16 protein-coding genes are annotated in these 18,857 nt (G+C 67.0%); 6 read left to right on the plus strand and 10 right to left on the minus strand.

Going from position 1 to position 18,857, the window contains the following annotated elements:
* Positions 1 to 329: 329 nt before the first annotated feature.
* Positions 330 to 1,127, plus strand: a complete 798-nt coding sequence (locus ACX9NE_RS18175) for an SDR family NAD(P)-dependent oxidoreductase (RefSeq protein WP_459363912.1) — start codon at positions 330 to 332, stop codon at positions 1,125 to 1,127.
* On the opposite strand, the gene ACX9NE_RS18180 is transcribed toward ACX9NE_RS18175, so the two are convergent.
* The 4 genes from ACX9NE_RS18180 to ACX9NE_RS18195 form a co-directional block, all read right to left on the minus strand.
* Entirely contained in the window at positions 1,117 to 2,106 is a 990-nt protein-coding gene (locus ACX9NE_RS18180; protein WP_459363913.1) for an acyl-CoA dehydrogenase family protein, read from the minus strand. The two genes, ACX9NE_RS18175 and ACX9NE_RS18180, sit on opposite strands and share 11 nt — an antisense overlap.
* Positions 2,103 to 3,242, minus strand: coding sequence for an acyl-CoA dehydrogenase family protein (locus tag ACX9NE_RS18185; protein ID WP_459363974.1), 1,140 nt, complete (start codon positions 3,240 to 3,242; stop codon positions 2,103 to 2,105). Before ACX9NE_RS18185 ends, ACX9NE_RS18180 begins: the two co-directional genes overlap by 4 nt.
* Entirely contained in the window at positions 3,242 to 4,018 is a 777-nt protein-coding gene (locus tag ACX9NE_RS18190; RefSeq protein ID WP_459363914.1) for a crotonase/enoyl-CoA hydratase family protein, read from the minus strand. Before ACX9NE_RS18190 ends, ACX9NE_RS18185 begins: the two co-directional genes overlap by 1 nt.
* A 118-nt stretch (positions 4,019 to 4,136) precedes the next feature.
* Positions 4,137 to 4,379: an alpha/beta hydrolase fold domain-containing protein gene (locus ACX9NE_RS18195; protein WP_459363915.1), complete on the minus strand. Its 243-nt coding sequence runs from the start codon at positions 4,377 to 4,379 to the stop codon at positions 4,137 to 4,139.
* A 347-nt stretch (positions 4,380 to 4,726) separates the two neighbouring features.
* On the opposite strand from ACX9NE_RS18195, the gene ACX9NE_RS18200 reads away from it, so the two are divergent.
* A complete protein-coding gene (locus tag ACX9NE_RS18200) occupies positions 4,727 to 7,072 on the plus strand; it encodes a heavy metal translocating P-type ATPase (RefSeq protein ID WP_459363916.1) in 2,346 nt (781 codons plus the stop codon).
* 8 nt (positions 7,073 to 7,080) lie between these two features.
* Here the strand turns inward: ACX9NE_RS18200 and ACX9NE_RS18205 are convergent, their stop codons facing one another.
* A complete protein-coding gene (locus ACX9NE_RS18205) occupies positions 7,081 to 7,545 on the minus strand; it encodes a hypothetical protein (protein WP_459363917.1) in 465 nt (154 codons plus the stop codon).
* A 191-nt stretch (positions 7,546 to 7,736) separates the two neighbouring features.
* On the opposite strand from ACX9NE_RS18205, the gene ACX9NE_RS18210 reads away from it, so the two are divergent.
* Positions 7,737 to 9,149, plus strand: a complete 1,413-nt coding sequence (locus ACX9NE_RS18210; RefSeq protein WP_459363918.1) for a bifunctional lysylphosphatidylglycerol flippase/synthetase MprF — start codon at positions 7,737 to 7,739, stop codon at positions 9,147 to 9,149.
* Between the two features lie 3 nt (positions 9,150 to 9,152).
* Here the strand turns inward: ACX9NE_RS18210 and ACX9NE_RS18215 are convergent, their stop codons facing one another.
* Genes ACX9NE_RS18215 through acsA form a run of 5 tightly spaced genes read right to left on the minus strand, consistent with a single transcriptional unit; the run spans position 9,153 to position 14,375 of the window.
* Positions 9,153 to 9,404 (minus strand): phosphopantetheine-binding protein, encoded by a 252-nt coding sequence (locus ACX9NE_RS18215; RefSeq protein ID WP_459363919.1) that lies wholly within the window; start codon positions 9,402 to 9,404, stop codon positions 9,153 to 9,155.
* Between the two features lie 3 nt (positions 9,405 to 9,407).
* Positions 9,408 to 10,634: a dihydrolipoamide acetyltransferase family protein gene (locus ACX9NE_RS18220; RefSeq protein ID WP_459363920.1), complete on the minus strand. Its 1,227-nt coding sequence runs from the start codon at positions 10,632 to 10,634 to the stop codon at positions 9,408 to 9,410.
* Complete coding sequence (locus tag ACX9NE_RS18225) at positions 10,631 to 11,608, minus strand: alpha-ketoacid dehydrogenase subunit beta (RefSeq protein WP_459363921.1); 978 nt, start codon at positions 11,606 to 11,608, stop codon at positions 10,631 to 10,633. Before ACX9NE_RS18225 ends, ACX9NE_RS18220 begins: the two co-directional genes overlap by 4 nt.
* Positions 11,605 to 12,579, minus strand: a complete 975-nt coding sequence (pdhA, locus tag ACX9NE_RS18230) for a pyruvate dehydrogenase (acetyl-transferring) E1 component subunit alpha (RefSeq protein ID WP_459363922.1) — start codon at positions 12,577 to 12,579, stop codon at positions 11,605 to 11,607. The genes ACX9NE_RS18225 and pdhA overlap by 4 nt, the downstream gene beginning before the upstream one ends.
* Complete coding sequence (gene acsA, locus ACX9NE_RS18235; protein WP_459363923.1) at positions 12,576 to 14,375, minus strand: acetate--CoA ligase; 1,800 nt, start codon at positions 14,373 to 14,375, stop codon at positions 12,576 to 12,578. Before acsA ends, pdhA begins: the two co-directional genes overlap by 4 nt.
* A gap of 236 nt (positions 14,376 to 14,611) precedes the next feature.
* Here acsA and ACX9NE_RS18240 point away from each other — a divergent pair, with 236 nt between their 5' ends.
* The 3 genes from ACX9NE_RS18240 to ACX9NE_RS18250 all read left to right on the plus strand — a co-directional run bounded on the left by ACX9NE_RS18240 (position 14,612) and on the right by ACX9NE_RS18250 (position 18,818).
* Complete coding sequence (locus tag ACX9NE_RS18240; protein ID WP_459363924.1) at positions 14,612 to 15,595, plus strand: Acg family FMN-binding oxidoreductase; 984 nt, start codon at positions 14,612 to 14,614, stop codon at positions 15,593 to 15,595.
* Between the two features lie 134 nt (positions 15,596 to 15,729).
* Complete coding sequence (locus tag ACX9NE_RS18245; RefSeq protein WP_459363925.1) at positions 15,730 to 17,760, plus strand: erythromycin esterase family protein; 2,031 nt, start codon at positions 15,730 to 15,732, stop codon at positions 17,758 to 17,760.
* Between the two features lie 38 nt (positions 17,761 to 17,798).
* A complete protein-coding gene (locus ACX9NE_RS18250) occupies positions 17,799 to 18,818 on the plus strand; it encodes a 1-phosphofructokinase family hexose kinase (RefSeq protein WP_459363926.1) in 1,020 nt (339 codons plus the stop codon).
* Positions 18,819 to 18,857 lie beyond the last annotated feature (39 nt).

The raw sequence follows: 18,857 nt of genomic DNA on the forward strand, positions 1-18,857 counted from the left end.
CGGGCTCACGGGTTCGGGTTCCGTGGTTGGCTGAATTGCTTTCCGCGCAGACCATGACGCCGGTGTTGCCGTTGATCTGGCCTACCGCGAATGTCTTGACGCCCGCCACCCCGTCCACCCACGCGCCGGCATGCAGCGGTTGCAGCAGCGGGGCCCGCTGGTGATGACGCAGCGTGAGTGTTCCGGTGTAGCGTGCCGGCCCGGATGGTGCGCCGCGGCTCCGAGCACATGGTCGAGAATCATCGCCGAGACACCGCCGTGCACGTGCCCGGGAGGATCGTGGCGACGTTGCGCAACCAATCGGCGGCGGCTTGACAGAGGAGAAATGCATGAGCGCTCGAGTTGCCGTGGTGACCGGGGCCAGTCGCGGGGCCGGACGCGGCATCGCGGCGGCACTTGCAGCCAAGGGTTGGCGGGTATACGCGACCGGTCGGACCATCTGCAACGCCCCGCCGGGCGGCGTCGCGGTCCGCGTCGACCACGGGGACGACGCTGCCGTGGCAGCGCTTTTCGAACGGGTACGGACCGATGACGGACGGCTGGATCTATTGGTGAACAACGCAGCCGCCGTCTCCGACGAGTTGGTCAGCCCAAAGCCGTTCTGGGAGAAGCCGCTTGCGCTTGCCGACGTACTCGACGTAGGACTGCGTTCGTCGTACGTCGCGTCGTGGCACGCGGCGCCGCTGCTGGTCGGCGGTGGGCGCGGCCTGATCGCGTTCACCTCCTCCCCAGGATCGGTGTGCTACATGCACGGGCCGGCGTATGGAGCACAAAAAGCCGGGGTCGACAAGATGGCCGCGGACATGGCGGTGGACTTTCGCGGCACTGGCGTTGCGACGGTGTCCATCTGGATGGGCATCCTGCTCACCGAGCGGTTGCGCATGGCGTTCGCCGGCAATCCGGATGCGCTGGCCAGAACCGTTGAGCACGCCGAAACACCGGAATTCACCGGGTACCTGATTGATGCGGTCTACAACGATCCCGAGTCCTATGCGTTGAGCGGACAGACGTTCATCGGCGCCGAACTCGCCGATCGTTACGGCATCACCGATGAGGAAGGACGGCGCCCGCCGTCGCACCGACACTTGGGTACGCCGCGCAAGCCGAGCACCATCGTCATCCGGTGATCAGGCCCCACAGCCCGCCGGCACTGGCGTACAGCGCCGAGTCGGTCACCTGCTCGTCCCAGTAGCGCAGGGAACCGAACTCTGAACGCCAGGCCAGCGCAGCCCGCGTGAACTCATGCAGTCGGTGCTCACGGGTGGTGCCGATCGCGCCGTGCACCTGGTGAGCGTTGCGCACCACCACCGACGTGGCGTGGCCCGCGCACGAACGCGCTGCGGCGACAAGGAATTGTAGGTTGTGGGCCGACCAGCCGCTGGTCACCGCGACGGTCAGCGCCATCTCCGTCGCCGCCCGGGCCAGCGCAGCCTCCGCGGCGACGTCGGAGACCAGGTTCTGCACCGCCTGGAATTTCGAGATTGGCCGGCCGAACTGGATCCGTGCAGTCACGTGCTCGATGCACAGCCGCAGAATTCGGTCCAACGCGGCGCATACCTGAATCGACCGCACGAGCGCGGACTTCAGTCGCAACTCGGTGATCAGAGCCAAGGTGACAGGCGCCCCGTCCAAAGCGGCGAGATCGGCGGTCACCGCATCTCTGGGCTCACCGATCAGATTGGCGCCCGGGTTGATCTCCAGCTGATCGGTGGCAACGTCGGCAGCGCGAAAGCCGCCGTCAGTACGCCAGACCACCACGACGCGGTCGGCCGTTGCGGCCCACGGGACGTCCGTCGCACGTCCCTGCTTGTCCAGCATGCATACCGTGCGCACCGCATCGTCCACCGGCAGACCACTGGCATCCAGCAGCCAACAGGCCAATAAATCGTGCTCAGCCAACGGAATTCGAATTCCGTGGCGTGCGGCGGCGGCAAGCAGTTCGGCGGCCTCGAACCACCCGGCGCCGCTGCCGCCGTGTTCTTCGGCGCCGGTCAGCCGGACCAAGCCGAGCTCGTTGAGCTGCTGCCAAAGATCGGGCGATCGCTTTTCCCGGTGGTCCGCGAAGACCGCGTCCAGCATGGCGACGAGGTCAGGGTCGACGCTCATCGCAGGCCCAGCCCGCGCGCGATGACCCCGCGCAATACCTCGTTGGTGCCGCCACGCAGGGTGAAGCCGGGCCGCTGATCCACAGCGGCGGCAACGAGATCCGCGAAGATGGGATCAGGAGAGTCCTGCATGTCGGCGACTTCGGCGATATCGCCTTCGGTGGTGGTGCCCAGGACCTTGACCACCGCGGCGGGAATGTCGGCGGGCTCGTGCCGTTCCAGCGCGCCCGCCACCGCGGTGGACATCTGGTGCAGACCCGCGACGCGTGCCACCAGCCGCCCCAGATTCGTGTCGCGGGGGATGGCGTTGCCTGCCATCCGGTCGGCGCAGGCGGCCAACAGGACGAAGGTGGACAGGAATCGTTCGGGGCCGCTGCGTTCGAAGGCCAGTTCCGAGGTCACTTGCCGCCACCCGTCACCGATGTCGCCGAACACCATGTCGTCGGGGATGAATGCGCAATCGAAGATCACTTCGTTGAAGTGGTGCGCACCGTTCATCGAGATGATCGGCCGGATGTCGATGCCGGGGCCGTGCAGATCGACGAGGAATTGGCTGAGCCCCGCGTGCCGGTGCTGCGGATCCACCGGAGCTGTGCGGGCCAGCGCGATAAACGCGTGGGCGAGGTGCGCTCCGGAGGTCCACACCTTCGTCCCGGACAGTGACCAGCCACCGTCGACCCGCTCGGCCCGGGTGCGCACGCTGGCCAGATCGGAGCCCGAATCCGGCTCGCTCATGCCGATGGCGAAGAAGCACTCGCCGCGCACGATCCGCGGGAGAAAGTGCCGCTTCTGCGCTTCGGTGCCGTACCTGAGCAGGGACGGCACGATCTGACGGTCGGCGATCCAGTGCGCCGCGACCGGCGCTCCCGCGGCGAGCAATTCCTCGGTGACGACGAAGCGCTCCAGAAAAGTGCGTCCAGGCCCGCCGTAGTCGACCGGCACCGTCATGCCCAGCCAGCCTCGCGCCGCCAGCGCCGCTGTGAACTTCTCGTCCCAACGCGACAGCCACGCGTCGACGGAGGGAGTGAACGCCCCGGCGGCCAGCTGGTCGGCAAGGAACGTTCGAACCTCGGCGCGCAGGGCGCCGGTCGTCTCGTCTTCGGTCCCGGCGGGCGGGACCAGTCTCTGCGCGACCATCAGCTGGTCCGCCACTTGGCGATCCGCTGCTCGTGTTCGGGATCGCGGTGGGCGAGCGGCTGCATGGCGGCGGCCATACCCAGCGTCGATTCGAGCGAACCGGTACGCGACTCCTGCAGCAACCGTTTCGCCATGCGCAACGCGTGCGCGGGATTCTTGGCGATGCGCTCGGCGAGCTCGCGAGCCTGGGGGAGCAGCTCGTCGTGTGGCACCACGCGGCTGACCAGGCCCCATTCCAGTGCGGTCGCCGCATCGATCCGGTCGCCGGTGAGGGTCATCTCCGCGGCGCGTTGGTATCCGATGATGCGCTGCAGGAACCAGGTGCCGCCGTCACCCGGGATGAGGCCGAGCTGGACAAAGCTTTCCGCGAAAGATGCTCGCTCGGAAGCGATTCGTATGTCGCACATCATCGCCAGGTCACAGCCCGCGCCGATGGCGGCGCCGTTGACGGCGGCGATGATCGGGACTTCGAGTCGGGATAGCGCGCGCGGGATCCGCTGGATCCCGTCGATGTAGGCGTAGCGCTGATCGAGGGCGCTCAGGCCGAACATTCCCGCCTGGTCCGCCATCTCCTTGACGTTGCCGCCGGCCGAAAAGATCTTGCCCTCGCCGGTCAGGATGATGGCCCGCACCGCGGTGTCGGTGTTGGCTCGGTGGACGGCGTCCTCGAACCCGATGATGACGTCCTTGCCGGTGATCGCGTTTCCGACGCTGGGCAGGTTTATCGTCCAGGTCCGGATCGGCCCGTCACCGCTGATCTGCAGAGGATTGCTCATGCAGGCCACTCTAGGCAGGGCGGCGCGGCCGGCGGACGCGCGGGGGAGCCGGGCGCGTGTCGATGACGTGCTCCATCACCAAACGCATTGCTCAGCAACGCCTTTATGCGTGATCGCGTCAGTCGGGTTCGTCGTTTCGGGCGCGCGGAGTTTTTCGGGGTGATGAAAGGTGTTGATTCGGGGTTGGCCGTGGTCGCGGGGGTACCGGTGGTGGGCGGCTGAGGCCGAGCGGATCACGTGCTGCGGCGGGATCGGATGCCGTAGCCGGTGCGGGCCCGGCCGCCGCCGGCCACGGATACTCCGGCGCCAACCGGTAGTCTACCGAAATCACCACGGCCGGAACCAGATTCGTGATACCCACCCGATCGGGACCAAACGATTCTGCACCGACAGCAACTACTTTCAGACCTTCAACAGACCCAACGTAACGCTGGTCGTGCGCGACGGTGACGGCTAGCGCGTCCGGCGGGCCACCGCGAACCATTTCGCGCTGCGGGGTAGGGACGGGCCGTGGCAGATCAGCGTCCGCACCAGTCGCTTGCGCGGCGGCCCGGCAGGAATCTAGCGATTCACGCACGCCAACACCGATGCCGACGCCGCCAGCCATCGCGTTGCCGATGATCTGAACCCGTTCCAACCCGCGGCAGTGGGCGTCCCGTCTATACGCCTACTACTGTTCAAATCGACCCGAGAACAAAGGATGCACCGGTGGAGGGCGCGACGGCATTGTCAGCTAAGGGTCTGAGCTCGCGGCTGGATCGGCTGATCGGACCTGTTTTGACGGTGTTCGCTGTTGGCGCCTTGGCCCTCGGCGGCGTCGCCTGGATGGCAGGTTGGCGGTCCGTCGCCGACTGGTGCTGGGTCGCCGGCACGGTCAGCGCCGTCGTGCCCGCTCTGGGTTGGGTGCTCCTAGCGTTGCGGCGGGGACGGGTCGGGGTGGACGTCATCGCGGTGCTGTCGCTACTCGGCACGCTGGCGGTCGGTGAGTATCTGGCCGGAGCCCTGATCGCGGTGATGTTCGCCGGTGGCCGGGCGCTGGACTCGGCGGCCGAGCGCAGAGCCTCGCGTGACCTGAGGGCGCTGCTGGACCGCGCGCCTCGTTTTGCCCGGCGGCGGGTCGGCACGCAGATTGCCGTCATCGACCTGGGTGACGTCGCGGTCGACGACGTTCTGGTGGTAGGGCCGGGTGAAGTGGTGCCGGTGGACGGGCGGGTCTCCGACGTGACAGCGGTCCTCGACGAGTCCGCCCTGACCGGGGAGCCCTTACTCGTCGAGCGGGGTGTCGGCGAAACGGTCCGCAGCGGTGTGGTGAACGCCGGCAACGCTTTTGAAATGCGTGCCCAGGCGACGGCCGCTGACAGCACCTACGCCGGCATCGTGCGGTTGGCGCAGCAGGCCGGAGCGCTCAACGCGCCGATCGTCAGGTTGGCCGACCGCTACGCCGCCTGGTTTCTGCCGCTGACCTTGCTGGTGGCCGGCGCCGCGTGGCTCGCCGGCGGCTCGGCGGTGCGCGCCGTTGCGGTGCTGGTGGTGGCGACCCCGTGTCCTTTACTGCTCGCTGCGCCGGTGGCGATCGTGTCCGGACTGTCCCGTGCCTCGCGGGCCGGAGTGGTCATCCGGGGTGGGGGAGCGCTGGAAAACCTGGGTCAGGCGAAAACCCTGGTGATGGACAAGACCGGCACCCTCACCATGGGACGGCCGACCGTGGTCGACGTGGTGGCAGCGCCGGGCCGCGAGCCGGTCGAAGTGCTGCGGCTGGGCGCGTCGGTGGACCAGTTCTCGCCGCACGTGCTCGCCGAAGCCATAGTCACCGAGGCGTTGAGCAGGAAGTTGAAACTGTCGCTGCCGACCGAAGTCGTCGAACAGCCGGGCAGCGGGGTGAGTGCGACGGTCGACGGGCATCGGGTGACGGTGGGCAAGATGACTGCGGGCAAACTGACCGACGCATGGCCCCGCGAAGTGCTCAGTCGCGCCCGGCTGGACGGGGCCGGCATCGCCTGGGTCACCATCGACGACGCCCCCGCCGGCGCGGTGTTGCTGCGGGATCCGTTGCGTCGGCACGCGCCGCGGACGGTGCGGCGGTTGCGCGAAGCCGGACTCGAGCGGCTGCTGATGCTCACGGGGGACCGGACCGAACCCACCCGCGAAGTGGCCAACATATTGGGACTCGACGAAGTCCGCGCGGAACAGACGCCCGAGGACAAATTCGCCGCGGTGCGCGAAGAGACCGAACATGCGGTGACGGTGATGGTGGGGGACGGCGTCAACGATGCTCCCGCGCTGGCCGCGGCGTCCGTCGGTGTCGCGATGGGCGCGCGTGGCGCCACGGCATCGTCTGAGGCCGCCGACATCGTGTTGACCACCGACCGCCTGGACCGCCTCGCGGACGCCATGGACATTGCCCGCTGGTCGCGGCGCATCGCCGTGCAGAGCGCCGTCGTCGGCATGGGCCTGTCGCTGGCTGCGATGGTGATTGCCGCGCTGGGTTGGTTGCCGCCCGCAGCGGGTGCGCTTCTGCAGGAAGGCATCGATGTCGCGGTGATTCTCAATGCGCTGCGGGCCCGGCGTGGGAACCCGGCGGTCGATGTCCAACTGGACGCCGACACCGAGCAGATGTTGTTGCGCTTCGCCGCCGAACACGATGCCTTGCGGGACACCATCGGGCTGCTGCGCGACACCGCCAATCGCGTGGCGACCCGCACGGATGACTCGGCACTGGAATCGTTGACCGAGGTGCACACATTGTTGGTCGACCGGATACTGCCACATGAGCAGGCCGAGGAGACGCAGCTGTACCCCGCGCTGGCGCGTCCGCTCGGCAGCAGTGAAGCCACCGCCACCATGAGCCGGACGCACGCCGAGATCAGGCGGCTCGCCGACCGCATCGGCACCCACCTCGCCCAGGCGAGGTCGGGTGGGGCGATAGAGCCCGATCAGGTCGACGATCTGCTGGCCTGCCTCTACGGCCTCTACACACTACTGCGGCTGCACTTCGTCCAAGAGGAGGAGAATTACTTCACCCTTGCCGAAGACGAAGCGCCGCAACACGACTGAGTGCGGGGTTACGCCGCCCGCGGCAGATCTCGGGGTGCCGCCCCGGTTTTCGGTGCCGGGGACGCCGGTGCGGGGCGCCAGCCCACGTAGGTGAGGTACAACCCGGCCGCTGCAAGCAGGACGCTCGCCGCCATCCACATGTTGCCCATACCGATCGTGGCGTTGGCCGCGGTCATGAACGCCTTGGGAAACGCCAGCAGCATCAGTCCGCGCAGCGTGATGGCCCAACCCATCACCGAAACCGTGATCGCCGCCGCACCCCGCCAGTAAGGGTGCAGCCCCACGATGGCCAGGCCAACGAGCAGCACCAGCGCACCCGTGACCCAGAACCACACCGGGCTGGACTCGAAACCGGAGAGTAAATCCCGCATCTCGGATCCGCGCAAGACGGTCGTGATGCCGATGATGGCGAAGTAAGGGCCAAGTACGCGGGCGAACTCACGCGTGCGTGGTTGCAATTGTGTAGTGCTCATTGCCATAACCTCCCAAGGGGAGACGTCTGCCTCCCATACCACCATCTGAGCACCGTGGCCGGCCCGACGGGAGGGGCCGAAGTCCCGAACCGGGCGGGACATTAGTTCCCGGACCATCGCTTTGGGGACTAAAGCCTCACGACCGGGACTGCCCGGGCGGATAGCGTTTTGACCGGTTGAGGGAGTTCGGCATGAAAGTCAGTCAGCGCGGCCGTCGTGCCACCGCCGCGCTCGCGTCCGAACGCATCATCCTGCGGACCGACCGCCGCGCGACCAGGCTGGCAAGTTCGCTTCTGCTGATGTGCGCTCTGGGTTGGCTCACGGTGTCGATTGCGCACGAACGCCCGGCCGCGGATTGGTATGCGGTGGGCCGGTTCGGGTGGTCGGTCGCCCTGTTGGCGGCCGTGATGCTCATCGCGCGCGGCGTGTTCTTGGGAAGGCCGGTCACCCCGAGGCACGCCGCCAGCGCCGCGGCGCTGTTGTCGGCCGGGCTTTTCGCCCATTTCCTGGACTTCGGCGGCTGGGGCAACCTGCTGGTCGCCGCCAGTGGGCTGGCGTTGATGTGGCCCACTTCGGCTGAGCCGCAACCGGAGTTGCTGCAGCGGGTGTGGGCGCTGGTCGATGCCACACCCGCCGACCCGCTGGCGCCCTTCGCAATGCATTCGCTCAAGAGCTACTACTTCAATTGCGCCGGCACCGCCGCGATCGCCTACCGCACCCGTCTCGGGTTCGCCGTCGTCAGCGGCGACCCGATCGGCGACAGCACCCAATTCGAGCGACTGGCAATCGATTTCGCCATCATGTGTCGATCGCGTGGCTGGCGGATCGTGGTATTGGCGGGTGCGCAGCGAAATCTCGGTCTATGGACCAAGGAGCTGATCGGGCAGGCCATGCTCGCGGTCCCGATCGGGCGCGACGTGGTGGTCGATGTCCCGCACTTCAGCCTGGCCGGGCGCCGGTTCCGCAATGTGCGTCAGGCTGTGCAGCGCACCCGCAATCACGGTGTCACCACCCAGATCATCGACGAGCGAGATCTGGACGCCGGTCTGGTCACCGAATTGACTGAGGTGCTCTACGCCTCGCACGGCGGGGTGCGCACCGAGCGTGGGTTCTGCATGAACCTCGACGGTGCGCTGCAGGGCCGTTGCCCCGGTGTGCGGTTGGCCATCGCCCGCGACAGCGGTGGGCGGGTGGTGGCTTTTCACCGTTACGCGAGCGCCGGCGGCGGGTCGGAAATCACCCTGGACGCGCCTTACCGCCGACCCGACGCGCCGAACGGGATCGACGAGCGACTCAGCGTCGACATGATCAACGGAGCGAAATGCATGCGCGCACAGCGCCTTTCGTTGGCGTTCGCGGCCTTTCCGGAAGTCTTCGACGCGACCGACCCCGGCCAGCTGCAGCGCCTTGCCTACCGGTTGATCCATTTGCTGGACCCGTTGATCCGGTTGGAATCGCTCTACCGTTACCTACGAAAGTTTCACGCGCTGAACGAGCGTCGGTACGTGGTGCTGTGCACGCACCATATTCCGAGTGCGCTGGTGGTGTTGTTGTCGTTGGAATTTCTGCCTCGGCGCCGCCGGCTACGGCCTGCGCATCACTGAGCGTCAGGCCGGCGCGTGAGCTTCGACGTAGCCGACCACATCTGACAGGGTGCGCAGAGACGCGTAGTCGGACTCCGGGATGTCGACGTTGAATCGCCTGTGGATGCCGAGCAGAAAGTTCAGCCAGTCCATCGAGTCCAAGTCGACCTGATCGCGCAGCAGGTCGTCATCGGTGATGTCGTCGGCATCCACTTCCGGGGCGATGGTCGTCAGTACGGACAGGACCACTCCGCGGGTGTCTTCTTTCGTAGGCATTCTTCACTTCTCCAGGACGTCGGGTTGCTGCAGTAGGTCGTTGATCGCGGCCAGGAACAGGGCGCCGCGGTGGCCGTCGCTGGCCCGGTGATCGGCGGCCAGGGTGCCCTGGATCGCGTTGACGACCCGGATTCCGCCGTCGATGACGCAGACCCGCTGGGTGGTCTTGCCGAAGCCGACCAGGGCAACCTGTGGCGGGTAGATGACGCCGAACACGGTGTCGACGCCCTGGTCTCCGAGGTTGGTGACGGTGATCGTGGGATCGGACATCTCCGAGCTGCGCAGGGAGCCGGCACGAGCCCGCGCCACCAGGTCGGTGAGGTCGGTCATCAGCTCGTCGAGCTTCTTCTCGGCCACGTCATGAATGGCGGGGGCCACCAGACCGCCGCCGCGCAACGAGATGGCGACACCGACATGCACGGCGGGAGCCGGTTCGTAGCCGGCATCGCGCCAGAAGCCGCTGAACTCTTTGAAGCGTTGCGCGGCCAGGGCAACCGCCTTGAGTTGCAGAACTGCCGGAAGCACGCGTTCGGTGATCGGTCGCTGTGCGTTTCGGGCGGTGAGCCAGGTCAACGCGGTGTCCATGAGGATCTCATCGGCCAGGTAGTAGTGCGGTATCTCGCGCTTGGACCGGCTCATGGCGGCCGCGATCGACTGGCGCATCGCGGCGCCCCGCTCGGCCATCGACATGCGTTCGCCCGTGGGTTTGGGGGCCGGCTTCTTGACCGGCTGCCGGGTGGCGGCGGCGTGCTCGACGTCGACGATCGTCACCGCACCCCCCGGCCCGGTGCCGCTGACCGCGTCGAGATCGACGCTGAGGTTCGCGGCCAGCCGCCGCGCGGCGGGGGAGACCCAACGGCGGTGTTGCGGCCCGGTCGGCCTCGCCGGTGCCGGCGCCGTGGCAGCCGGTTGGGGCGCTGTGCGCGGCGCTTTCGGGGCGCGTTTGGGCGAAGCCTTCTTCTGTGGTTTCTTGACGGGTGCTTCGGCCGTCTCACCCACCTCCCGCAGGGTGGCCAGCACGGCCCCCACTTCCACGGTGTCGCCGACCGGGACCACCAGCTGGTCGATGGTGCCCTCCTGCCAGCACTCGATCTCGACCGCGGCCTTGGTGGTTTCGATGACGGCGACGACTTGGCCGCGGGTCACCTTGTCACCGGGCTTGACCAGCCACTCGTTGAGCGTGCCTTCGTCCATATCGGAGCCCAGCGCGGGCATTCTGAACTCGATCACGATCGGTCCCCGAACAGTTCGTGCACGGCGGCGACGATTTTGTGCGGCTGCGGAAGTGCCGCTTCCTCAAGGTGTTTCGCGTACGGAATCGGCACCTCTTCGCTGCATACCCGGCCGACCGGGGCGTCCAGATCGTAGAAAGCGCCCTCCATGATCTGCGCCGAGATCTCGGCCGCCAAACTGCCGCTGCGCCAGGCCTCGTCGATTGCTACGGCGCGGTGGGTCTTTCGGACCGAATCCAGAATCGTTTCGGTGTCCAGGGGCCGCAGCACCCGCAGATCCACCACCTCGCAGTCGATTCCCGCCAGGGACAATTCGTTCGCCGCGTCCAGCGCCTTGGCTACGCAGCCGCCGTAGGCGATCAGGGTCACGTCGGTGCCTTCGCGCCGAATTGCCGCGCGGGTGATGTCGGTCTGCTGCAACACGTCGATATCGGTGGAGCTGTTGTACAGCTGCACATGTTCGAAGATGATCACCGGATCCGGATCGGCCAGTGCCGGTCCGAGCATGCCGTAGGCGTCCTCGACCGTGGCCGGCGCCAGCACCTTGATCCCCGGGATGTGGGCATACCACGGTTCCAGGCTGTGCGAATGCTGCGCGGCGAGTTGCCGTCCGGCCCCGGTCGCCATTCGCACGACGATCGGTACCGAGAACTGCCCGCCGGACATGTGACGAAGTGCGGCGGCGGTATTGACGATCTGGTCGAGCGCCAACAGGCTGAAGTTCACCGTCATGACTTCGACGATCGGGCGTAAACCGTTGAGGGCGGCCCCGATACCGATGCCGACGAAGCCGAGCTCCGAGAGCGGCGTGTCACGCACCCGGTCCGGTCCGAACTCCTCCAGCAGCCCTTTGGACGCCGCGTAGGTTCCGCCGTAGCGCCCGACGTCCTCGCCCATCAGCACCACGCGCGAGTCGTCGCGCAATGCGTCGCGGATCGCGTCGTGCACGGCAGTGCGATAGGTCGTTTTCATCGCGCCGCCTCCAGCGGGGTGAGCACGTCACGGGCCAGGTCGGCCACGTCTTCCCGGGTTCCGGCTTCGGCGTAGGCCACCGCGTCGGCGATTTCCGCGGCGGCCGCGGCTTCGATGTCACGCACGTCGGCGTCGGTGATCAGGCCGTCACGTTGCCGGCGCTGGATGAACAGGTCGATGGGGTCTTTCTCGCGCCATCGTTCGACTTCGGCCTTGTCCCGGTACAACTCCGGGTCGAACATCGAATGAGCGCGGAACCGGTAGGTGCGGAACTCGATGAAGAACGGCCCGCCGGTGCTGCGCACGTGGTCCACGCCTTTGCGGGTGACCTCGTAGCATGCCTCGACGTCCATCCCGTCGACGGCCAGCGCGTCGACGCGGTAGGCGGCTGCCTTTGCGGTGAGGTCGGTCTGTGACTGCGCCCGATCCAATGCGGTGCCCATCGCGTAAAGGTTGTTCTCGCACAGGAACAGCACCGGCAGGTTCCACAACACTGCCATGTTCAACGACTCGTGGAAAGCGCCTTCGGCCACCGCCCCGTCGCCGAAGTAACACGCGGTCACGCGGTTCCGCTTCAGCATGCCGTCGGCGAGCGCGATGCCGACCGCCAGCGGCAGCCCGCCGGCAACGATCGCGTTGCCGCCGTAGAAGTGCCGGGATGCGTCGAACAGGTGCATGGACCCGCCACGACCGCGGGAGCAGCCTTCCTGCTTGCCGAACATCTCGGCCATGATCCTGGTCATCGGGATGCCGCGCAGCAGCGCGTGCGCATGCTCGCGGTAGGTCGCCACCACCGCGTCCTCGTCGGTCAACGCGCGCAGCGACCCCGCCGCCACGGCCTCCTCACCGACGTAGAGGTGCAGAAAGCCGCGAATCTTGGCCGCGCTGTACAGTTCCGCGCATTTCTCTTCCATGCGGCGTACCCGAATCATGTCCGACAACAGTTCGTGCGTCAGGTCCTTCTCGGTCACAGCGACGCTCCTTGAGGTTGATGGTCGTGCGATTGTTCGACCGGGTGGGGTCGTTCGATGGTGGAGGTGTCCCCTTCGGGCAACCCGAGTTCGCGGGCCTTCAGCAGGCGTCGCATGATCTTGCCGCTGCTGGTGTGCGGCAGCGAGTCGGCGAACTCGATCTCTTTGGGTGCCACGGCAGGACCGAGACGTTTGCGGGCGTGGCCGAGCAGCTGCAACCGGAGCTCTTCGGTGGCCGCAAAGCCGTCCTTGAGGGTGACGAAGGCTTTGATGACAGAACCGACGGTGGGGTCCGGTTTACCGATGACGGCCGCCTCGGCCACCGCCGGGTGGTCGGTCAGGGCGCTTTCCACCTCAAACGGTCCGATCAGGTGCCCGGCGGACTTGATCACGTCGTCTTTGCGGCCGACGAACCAGAAGTAGCCGTCGGCATCGCGCTTGGCCAGGTCGCCGGAGAGGTAAAGCCCGTCGCTGAAGCACTTTCGGTACCTCTCGTCGGCGTGCAGATAGCCGCGGAACATCGACGGCCAGCCCGGTTTGAGGGCAAGCTCGCCCTCGACGTCGGGTTCCTGGACGACGGTGTTGGTGCCGTCGTCGTTGTTGTGCACGATGCAGGCCTCGACGCCAGGCAGCGGCCGGCCCATCGAACCCGGCTTGATGTCGAACGCCGGCGTGTTGGCGATCATGATGCCGCCCGTCTCGGTCTGCCACCAGTTGTCGTGAATCGGCAGACCCAGAACCTTTTTCCCCCACCACACCGCTTCCGGGTTTAACGGTTCACCCACGCTGGCGATGAACCGCAGGTGCGGAAAACTGAAGCGGGCCGGCAATTCTGGACCGGCCTTGATCAGCATCCTGATGCCGGTGGGTGCGGTATACCAGACCGATACGTGTTCATCCTGCAGAATCCGGTACCAGCGCTCGGCGTCGAATTCGGCCTGGTCGATGATGGACGTCACGCCGTGCAGCAGCGGACTGATGATCCCGTAGGACGTTCCGGTGACCCAGCCCGGATCCGCAGTGCACCAATAGATGTCGTCGGCGTGAAGGTCGAGCGCGTACAAGCCCGTGACGTAGTGCATGGCGACGGCACCATGAACGTGGATGGCGCCTTTGGGTGTGCCGGTGGTCCCGCTGGTGAAGTGCAGCAGCGCGGGGTCGTCGGCAGTCGTCGGCTCGACCGGCGCGTGCTCGTCGGCTGCGTTCATGCACTGCCAGAAATCGACTGTCCCTTCGGGCGGCTCGCCGTGGGCGCCGTCGTCCACCACGATCACGTGCCGCACCGAAGTCAGCCGCTCGCGGATCTTGGCGATCTTGCGCAGATAGAGCGCCCTGGTGGTGACCAGCACGTCGGCCTGTCCGATATCAACCCGGGTGGCGATCGGCTCCGGACCGAAGGCGGAGAACAGGGGTGAGACGACGCTGCCGTTCCGCAGGGCACCCAGCATCGTGATGTACAGCTCGGGAATACGGCCCATGATGGCGAAGACCCGGTCGCCTTTGCCGATGCCCAGGGCGCGCAGCACGCCGGTGAATCGGGTCACCCGGTTACTCAACTCGGCATAGGTCAGTTCGTGCGCCCCGTCCTCGGTGAGGAAACGAAGTGCGGTGTGGGTACTCTCCGGCCCGCTCGCGTGCCGGTCGACGGCGGCATAGGCGATGTTGCATTTCCCTTCGCCCATGCCCTCGCACAGCTTCGGCACATCGGACCAGTGAAACTGCGCCAGGGCCTGGTCGTAGTCGGCGAGATTGGGCTGCACGCGGCAGTCGCGGGGGGTCTTGTGAATCACATCCATGTGCGGGTCCTCGTCCCCAGAGTTCCGGCGGCTGGCGCCGGAATTGACGGCTTATCCAGCGTGTGCCCGGTAAACCGTGCGCAATAGGGAAAAAAGTCATCGATCACCCGGCCGGACGTCGTTCACCGGCCGGATGCTGCGGCGAGGTCCTACGACGCGACGATGGTGACCAAGGACTCTGGCATCCGGTGTTCCGCTGACGGAGCGTCGTACTTATCCCGAGAGAGGTGAGTGCGATGACCCGAACGTTGGTCGAGCCTGCGGTGATCACAAGCGCGGTGGAGCTGGCGTGTCACGCTCCTTCGCTGCACAACACCCAGCCATGGCGCTGGGTGGTCAAAGGCGCGACCATTGACCTGTTCGTCGACCCGTCCCGGATCGTGACCGCGACCGACAGCTCGGGCCGTGAGGCGATCCTGAGCTGCGGCGCCGCACTCGACCACCTGCGTGTCGCGATGGCCGCCGCCGGTTGGGACAGCCACGTCGACCGATTCCCCAACCCGAACAACCTCGACCATCTTGCCGCGGTGGACTTCACCCCGATGGCATACGTCGGCAGGGCGCGGCGCGATCGTGCCAACGCGATCAAGGTCCGGCGCACCGACCGACGCCCGTTCCGCGCACCCAACGACTGGCCGTCACTGCAGCCGCTGCTACGCAACTGCGTCGACCAGGAGCTGGTCGGTCTCGAAGTCCTGGATGACGAGGCGCGGCCACGGCTGGCGGATGCCACTCGGCTCAGCGAGGCCCTGCGCCGTTACGACGACAGTTACCATCACGAATTAAGTTGGTGGACAGCATTTTCCCGGGAACACGAAGGGATTCCCCAGGATGCAATCGTGTCCGAGGCGGAGGCCCGGGCTGTCGGCATCGATCGCGAGTTCCCCACCGCCGCAGAAACGGAGCACGGCGGCGGAAGCAGACACGATCAGGCGAAGATCGTTTTGTTGTCGACGGCCGAGGACACCCGAGCAGATGCGTTGAACTGCGGGGAGGCGCTCTCGGCCGTGCTGCTGGAGTGCACGGCGGCCGGACTGGCCACCTGCCCGATCACGCACGCAACGGAACTGGAGCCAGGTCGTGACATCCTGCGGGAGCTCACCGAGGGTCGCGCGGCCGTTCCGCAGGTTCTGATCCGGGTCGGCATCTCACCGTCGGGTCCGATACCGGCGGCGACGCCGCGGCGGCCGCTGGGTGAGGTGCTCGAGGTCGTCGGCTGAGCCGGACAAATGCGCCTCTTTACACCTCAGCTGGGACTTCGGTCCCTACCGCCGGTGCCGGGGGATTGGTCGAATGAAGCATTGCCGCAGCGGAATGTAAGTCGCCGGGGCGATATGAGGATGAGGAGTAAGTCATGACCAGTGCAGCCGAGGCCGCCGGGCCCGCACCACGGCGGGTATTCCGCGACCGCCGCGAAGCCGGCCAGGTGCTGGCAAACCTGTTGGGCGCCTACCGCGACAACCCGAACGTCATCGTGCTCGGTCTGGCACGCGGCGGCTTGCCCGTGGCGTGGGAGGTGGCGGCCGCGCTGCACGCCCCGCTGGACGCGTTCATCGTGCGCAAGTTGGGTGCCCCGGGTCATGAGGAATTCGCCGTCGGCGCACTGGCCAGCGGTGGTCGTGTCGTGGTGAACGACGACGTGCTGCGCGGTCTGCGGATCACGTCCGCGCAACTTCGCGACATCGTCGAACGGGAGGGCCGCGAACTGGTCCGGCGCGAGGCCGCCTATCGGGGGGGTCGCCCGCCGGTGGAGGTGGCCGGCCGGACGGTGATCCTCGTCGACGATGGATTGGCCACCGGCGCAAGCATGTTCGCGGCCGTACAGGCGTTGCGCGACGCCGAGCCGGAGCACATCGTGATCGCTGTGCCCGCCGCTCCGGAATCGACCTGCCGGGAATTCGCCGGCCTGGTCGACGAGGTGGTCTGCGCGTCGATGCCCACACCGTTTCTCGCTGTGGGAGAGTCATTCTGGGACTTCCGTCAGGTCAGTGACGAAGAGGTGCGCGAACTGCTGGCCAAGCCCACCACGGGGCTCACCCTGATCAAAACCGCGGTACCGACGGCGGCCGAGATGATCGCCGACGTGGCCATCGATGCGCCACAAGGGATTCCGCCGCGCGAAGCTCTCGAAGAGATCATCGGCGACGCACGGATCGTCCTGATCGGAGAGAGCTCCCACGGCACTCACGAGTTCTACGAGGCGCGTTCGGCCATCACGAAGTGGCTGATCGAGGAGAAGGGCTTCTGCGCCGTTGCGGCGGAGGCGGATTGGCCCGACGCCTACCGGGTCAACCGCTATGTTCGCGGCCTGGGCAAGGACACCACGGCCGAGCAGGCGCTCAGCGGTTTCGAGCGCTTCCCGGCGTGGATGTGGCGCAACACCGTCCTTCGCGACTTTACCGACTGGCTGCGCGAGCACAACCAGCGCGGGAAGCGGCAGGCCGGGTTCTACGGGCTCGATCTCTACAGCCTGCACAGGTCGATGCACGAGGTGATCGCCTACCTCGAGACAGTGGATCCCGCGGCGGCGGTTCGGGCCCGGATCCGGTACGCATGCTTCGACCACCCCGCGGGCGACGACGGGCAGGCATACGGTTACAAGGCGGCGTTCGGCGCCGGACCGAAGTGCGAACGCCAGGCGATCGAGCAGTTGGTCGAGTTGCAGCGCAACGCGCTCGACTATCTGCGCGCCGACGGCATGCTCGCCGAAGACGAGTTGTTCTATGCCCAGCAGAACGCGCAAACCGTCCGCGACGCCGAGGTCTACTACCGTTCGATGTTCAGCGGCCGGGTCTCCTCGTGGAATCTGCGGGACAAGCATATGGCGCAGTCCCTCGAAGCACTGTTGAAGCACCTGGATCGCCGCGGTGGCGGCCCGCCTGCACGAATTGTGGTGTGGGCCCACAATTCCCATGTCGGCGACGCCACCGCGACCGAGGTGTGGGCCGACGGCCAGCTCACGCTCGGGCAACTCGCCCGGCAGCGCTACCACGGCGACGCGCGCCTGATCGGCCTGAGCACCTACTCGGGTACGGTGACGGCGGCCAGCGAATGGGGCGGCATCGCCGAACGCAAAGTGGTCAGGCCGGCGCTTCCCGGCAGCGTCGAAGACCTGTTCCATCAGACCGGCAAGGACGCGTTCCTGGTGTCGTCGCGGATCAACGAAAAGGCGGCCGAGCCGTTGTCGGCCGTTCGGTTGGGCCGCGCCATCGGAGTGATCTATCAGCCCACGACCGAGCGGCAGAGTCACTACTTCCACGTCCGGCCCGGCGATCAGTTCGACGCGATGATCCATATCGACACGACCCGTGCGCTGGAGCCCCTCGAGACGACGAGCGTGTGGATCGCGGGCGAGACGCCCGAGACCTATCCCAGCGGTCTCTAGTGCCCACCCAGAGTCCACACTGACGAGCGGAGTTCACCATGCACGCCGGTTTCGCACCGGGGCTACCGCGGATCGTCACGTTGACGATGAATCCCGCGCTCGATATCACCACCAGCGTGGACGTGGTGCAACCCACCAGTAAGATACGTTGCAGCGCAACGCGTTACGACCCGGGCGGCGGGGGGGTGAATGTCGCACGGATAGCCCACGTACTCGGCGGGTCGGCGTTCGCGGTGTTGCCGGCGGGAGGGTCACACGGCGGACTGCTGACCAAACTGCTCAGCGATGCGGGCGTGCCGTTCGGCGAAATCCCGATCGTCGGCTGCACCCGGGAGAGCTTCACCGTCAACGAGACCAGCACCGGCCGCCAGTACCGGTTCGTGCTGCCCGGACCGGTGCTGAGCCGCGCCGAACAGGACCGGTGCCTGCAGGAGCTGCGGATGGCGGCACGCTCGGCTGAATTCGTGGTGGCCAGTGGTAGCCTGCCGCCCGGGGTCCCTGCTGACTTCTACCAGCGCGTGGCCGACGTCGCGCGCGATGTTGGCGCCCACCTCATCCTGGACACCTCCGGTGGCGGCCTGCACGGCGTCTCGTCGGGGGTCTTCCTGCTCAAGGCGAGCGCGCGAGAACTGCGCGAATGCGTGGGACGCGAATTGGCAACCGAGGCAGACCAAGTCGCGGCCGCGCGAGAACTCGTGGACAGCGGTCGCGCCGAGATCGTGGTGGTGTCGTTGGGTTCGGCGGGTGCACTGCTGGCCACCGCGCACACCTGCCAGCGATTTGCAGCGGTTCCGATGGAGCGTGGCAGTGGCGTGGGCGCCGGTGACGCGATGGTGGCCGCCATCGCCGTCGGCTTGACCCGCGGATGGCCGATCGCCAAATCCGTGCGGTTGGGAATCGCGGCGGGCGCGGCGATGTTGCTGACGCCCGGCACCGCGGTGTGCCAGCGGGCCGACGCGGAACGTCTTTTCGAGCTGACCGGCGAGCCCGTGGACGTTGGCGGGCCTGCCGGGGGGACGAAGGGCATTGCAAACTCAGGCCGAACGGCCCCTGCGTAAATGACCGGGTGCGCAATAGATTGATAGTGAACGACGAAG

The organism is Mycobacterium sp. ML4, assembly GCF_054515735.1.

Coding starts and splice junctions, on each gene's coding strand:
- ACX9NE_RS18205 (WP_459363917.1), bottom strand. CDS start 7,545: ATGAGCACTACACAATTGCAACCACGCACGCGTGAGTTCGCCCGCGTA.
- ACX9NE_RS18185 (WP_459363974.1), bottom strand. CDS start 3,242: ATGGTCGCGCAGAGACTGGTCCCGCCCGCCGGGACCGAAGACGAGACG.
- acsA (WP_459363923.1), bottom strand. CDS start 14,375: ATGGATGTGATTCACAAGACCCCCCGCGACTGCCGCGTGCAGCCCAAT.
- ACX9NE_RS18210 (WP_459363918.1), top strand. CDS start 7,737: ATGAAAGTCAGTCAGCGCGGCCGTCGTGCCACCGCCGCGCTCGCGTCC.
- ACX9NE_RS18250 (WP_459363926.1), top strand. CDS start 17,799: ATGCACGCCGGTTTCGCACCGGGGCTACCGCGGATCGTCACGTTGACG.
- ACX9NE_RS18190 (WP_459363914.1), bottom strand. CDS start 4,018: ATGAGCAATCCTCTGCAGATCAGCGGTGACGGGCCGATCCGGACCTGG.
- ACX9NE_RS18240 (WP_459363924.1), top strand. CDS start 14,612: ATGACCCGAACGTTGGTCGAGCCTGCGGTGATCACAAGCGCGGTGGAG.
- ACX9NE_RS18180 (WP_459363913.1), bottom strand. CDS start 2,106: ATGAGCGTCGACCCTGACCTCGTCGCCATGCTGGACGCGGTCTTCGCG.
- ACX9NE_RS18225 (WP_459363921.1), bottom strand. CDS start 11,608: ATGAAAACGACCTATCGCACTGCCGTGCACGACGCGATCCGCGACGCA.
- ACX9NE_RS18215 (WP_459363919.1), bottom strand. CDS start 9,404: ATGCCTACGAAAGAAGACACCCGCGGAGTGGTCCTGTCCGTACTGACG.
- ACX9NE_RS18245 (WP_459363925.1), top strand. CDS start 15,730: ATGACCAGTGCAGCCGAGGCCGCCGGGCCCGCACCACGGCGGGTATTC.
- ACX9NE_RS18175 (WP_459363912.1), top strand. CDS start 330: ATGAGCGCTCGAGTTGCCGTGGTGACCGGGGCCAGTCGCGGGGCCGGA.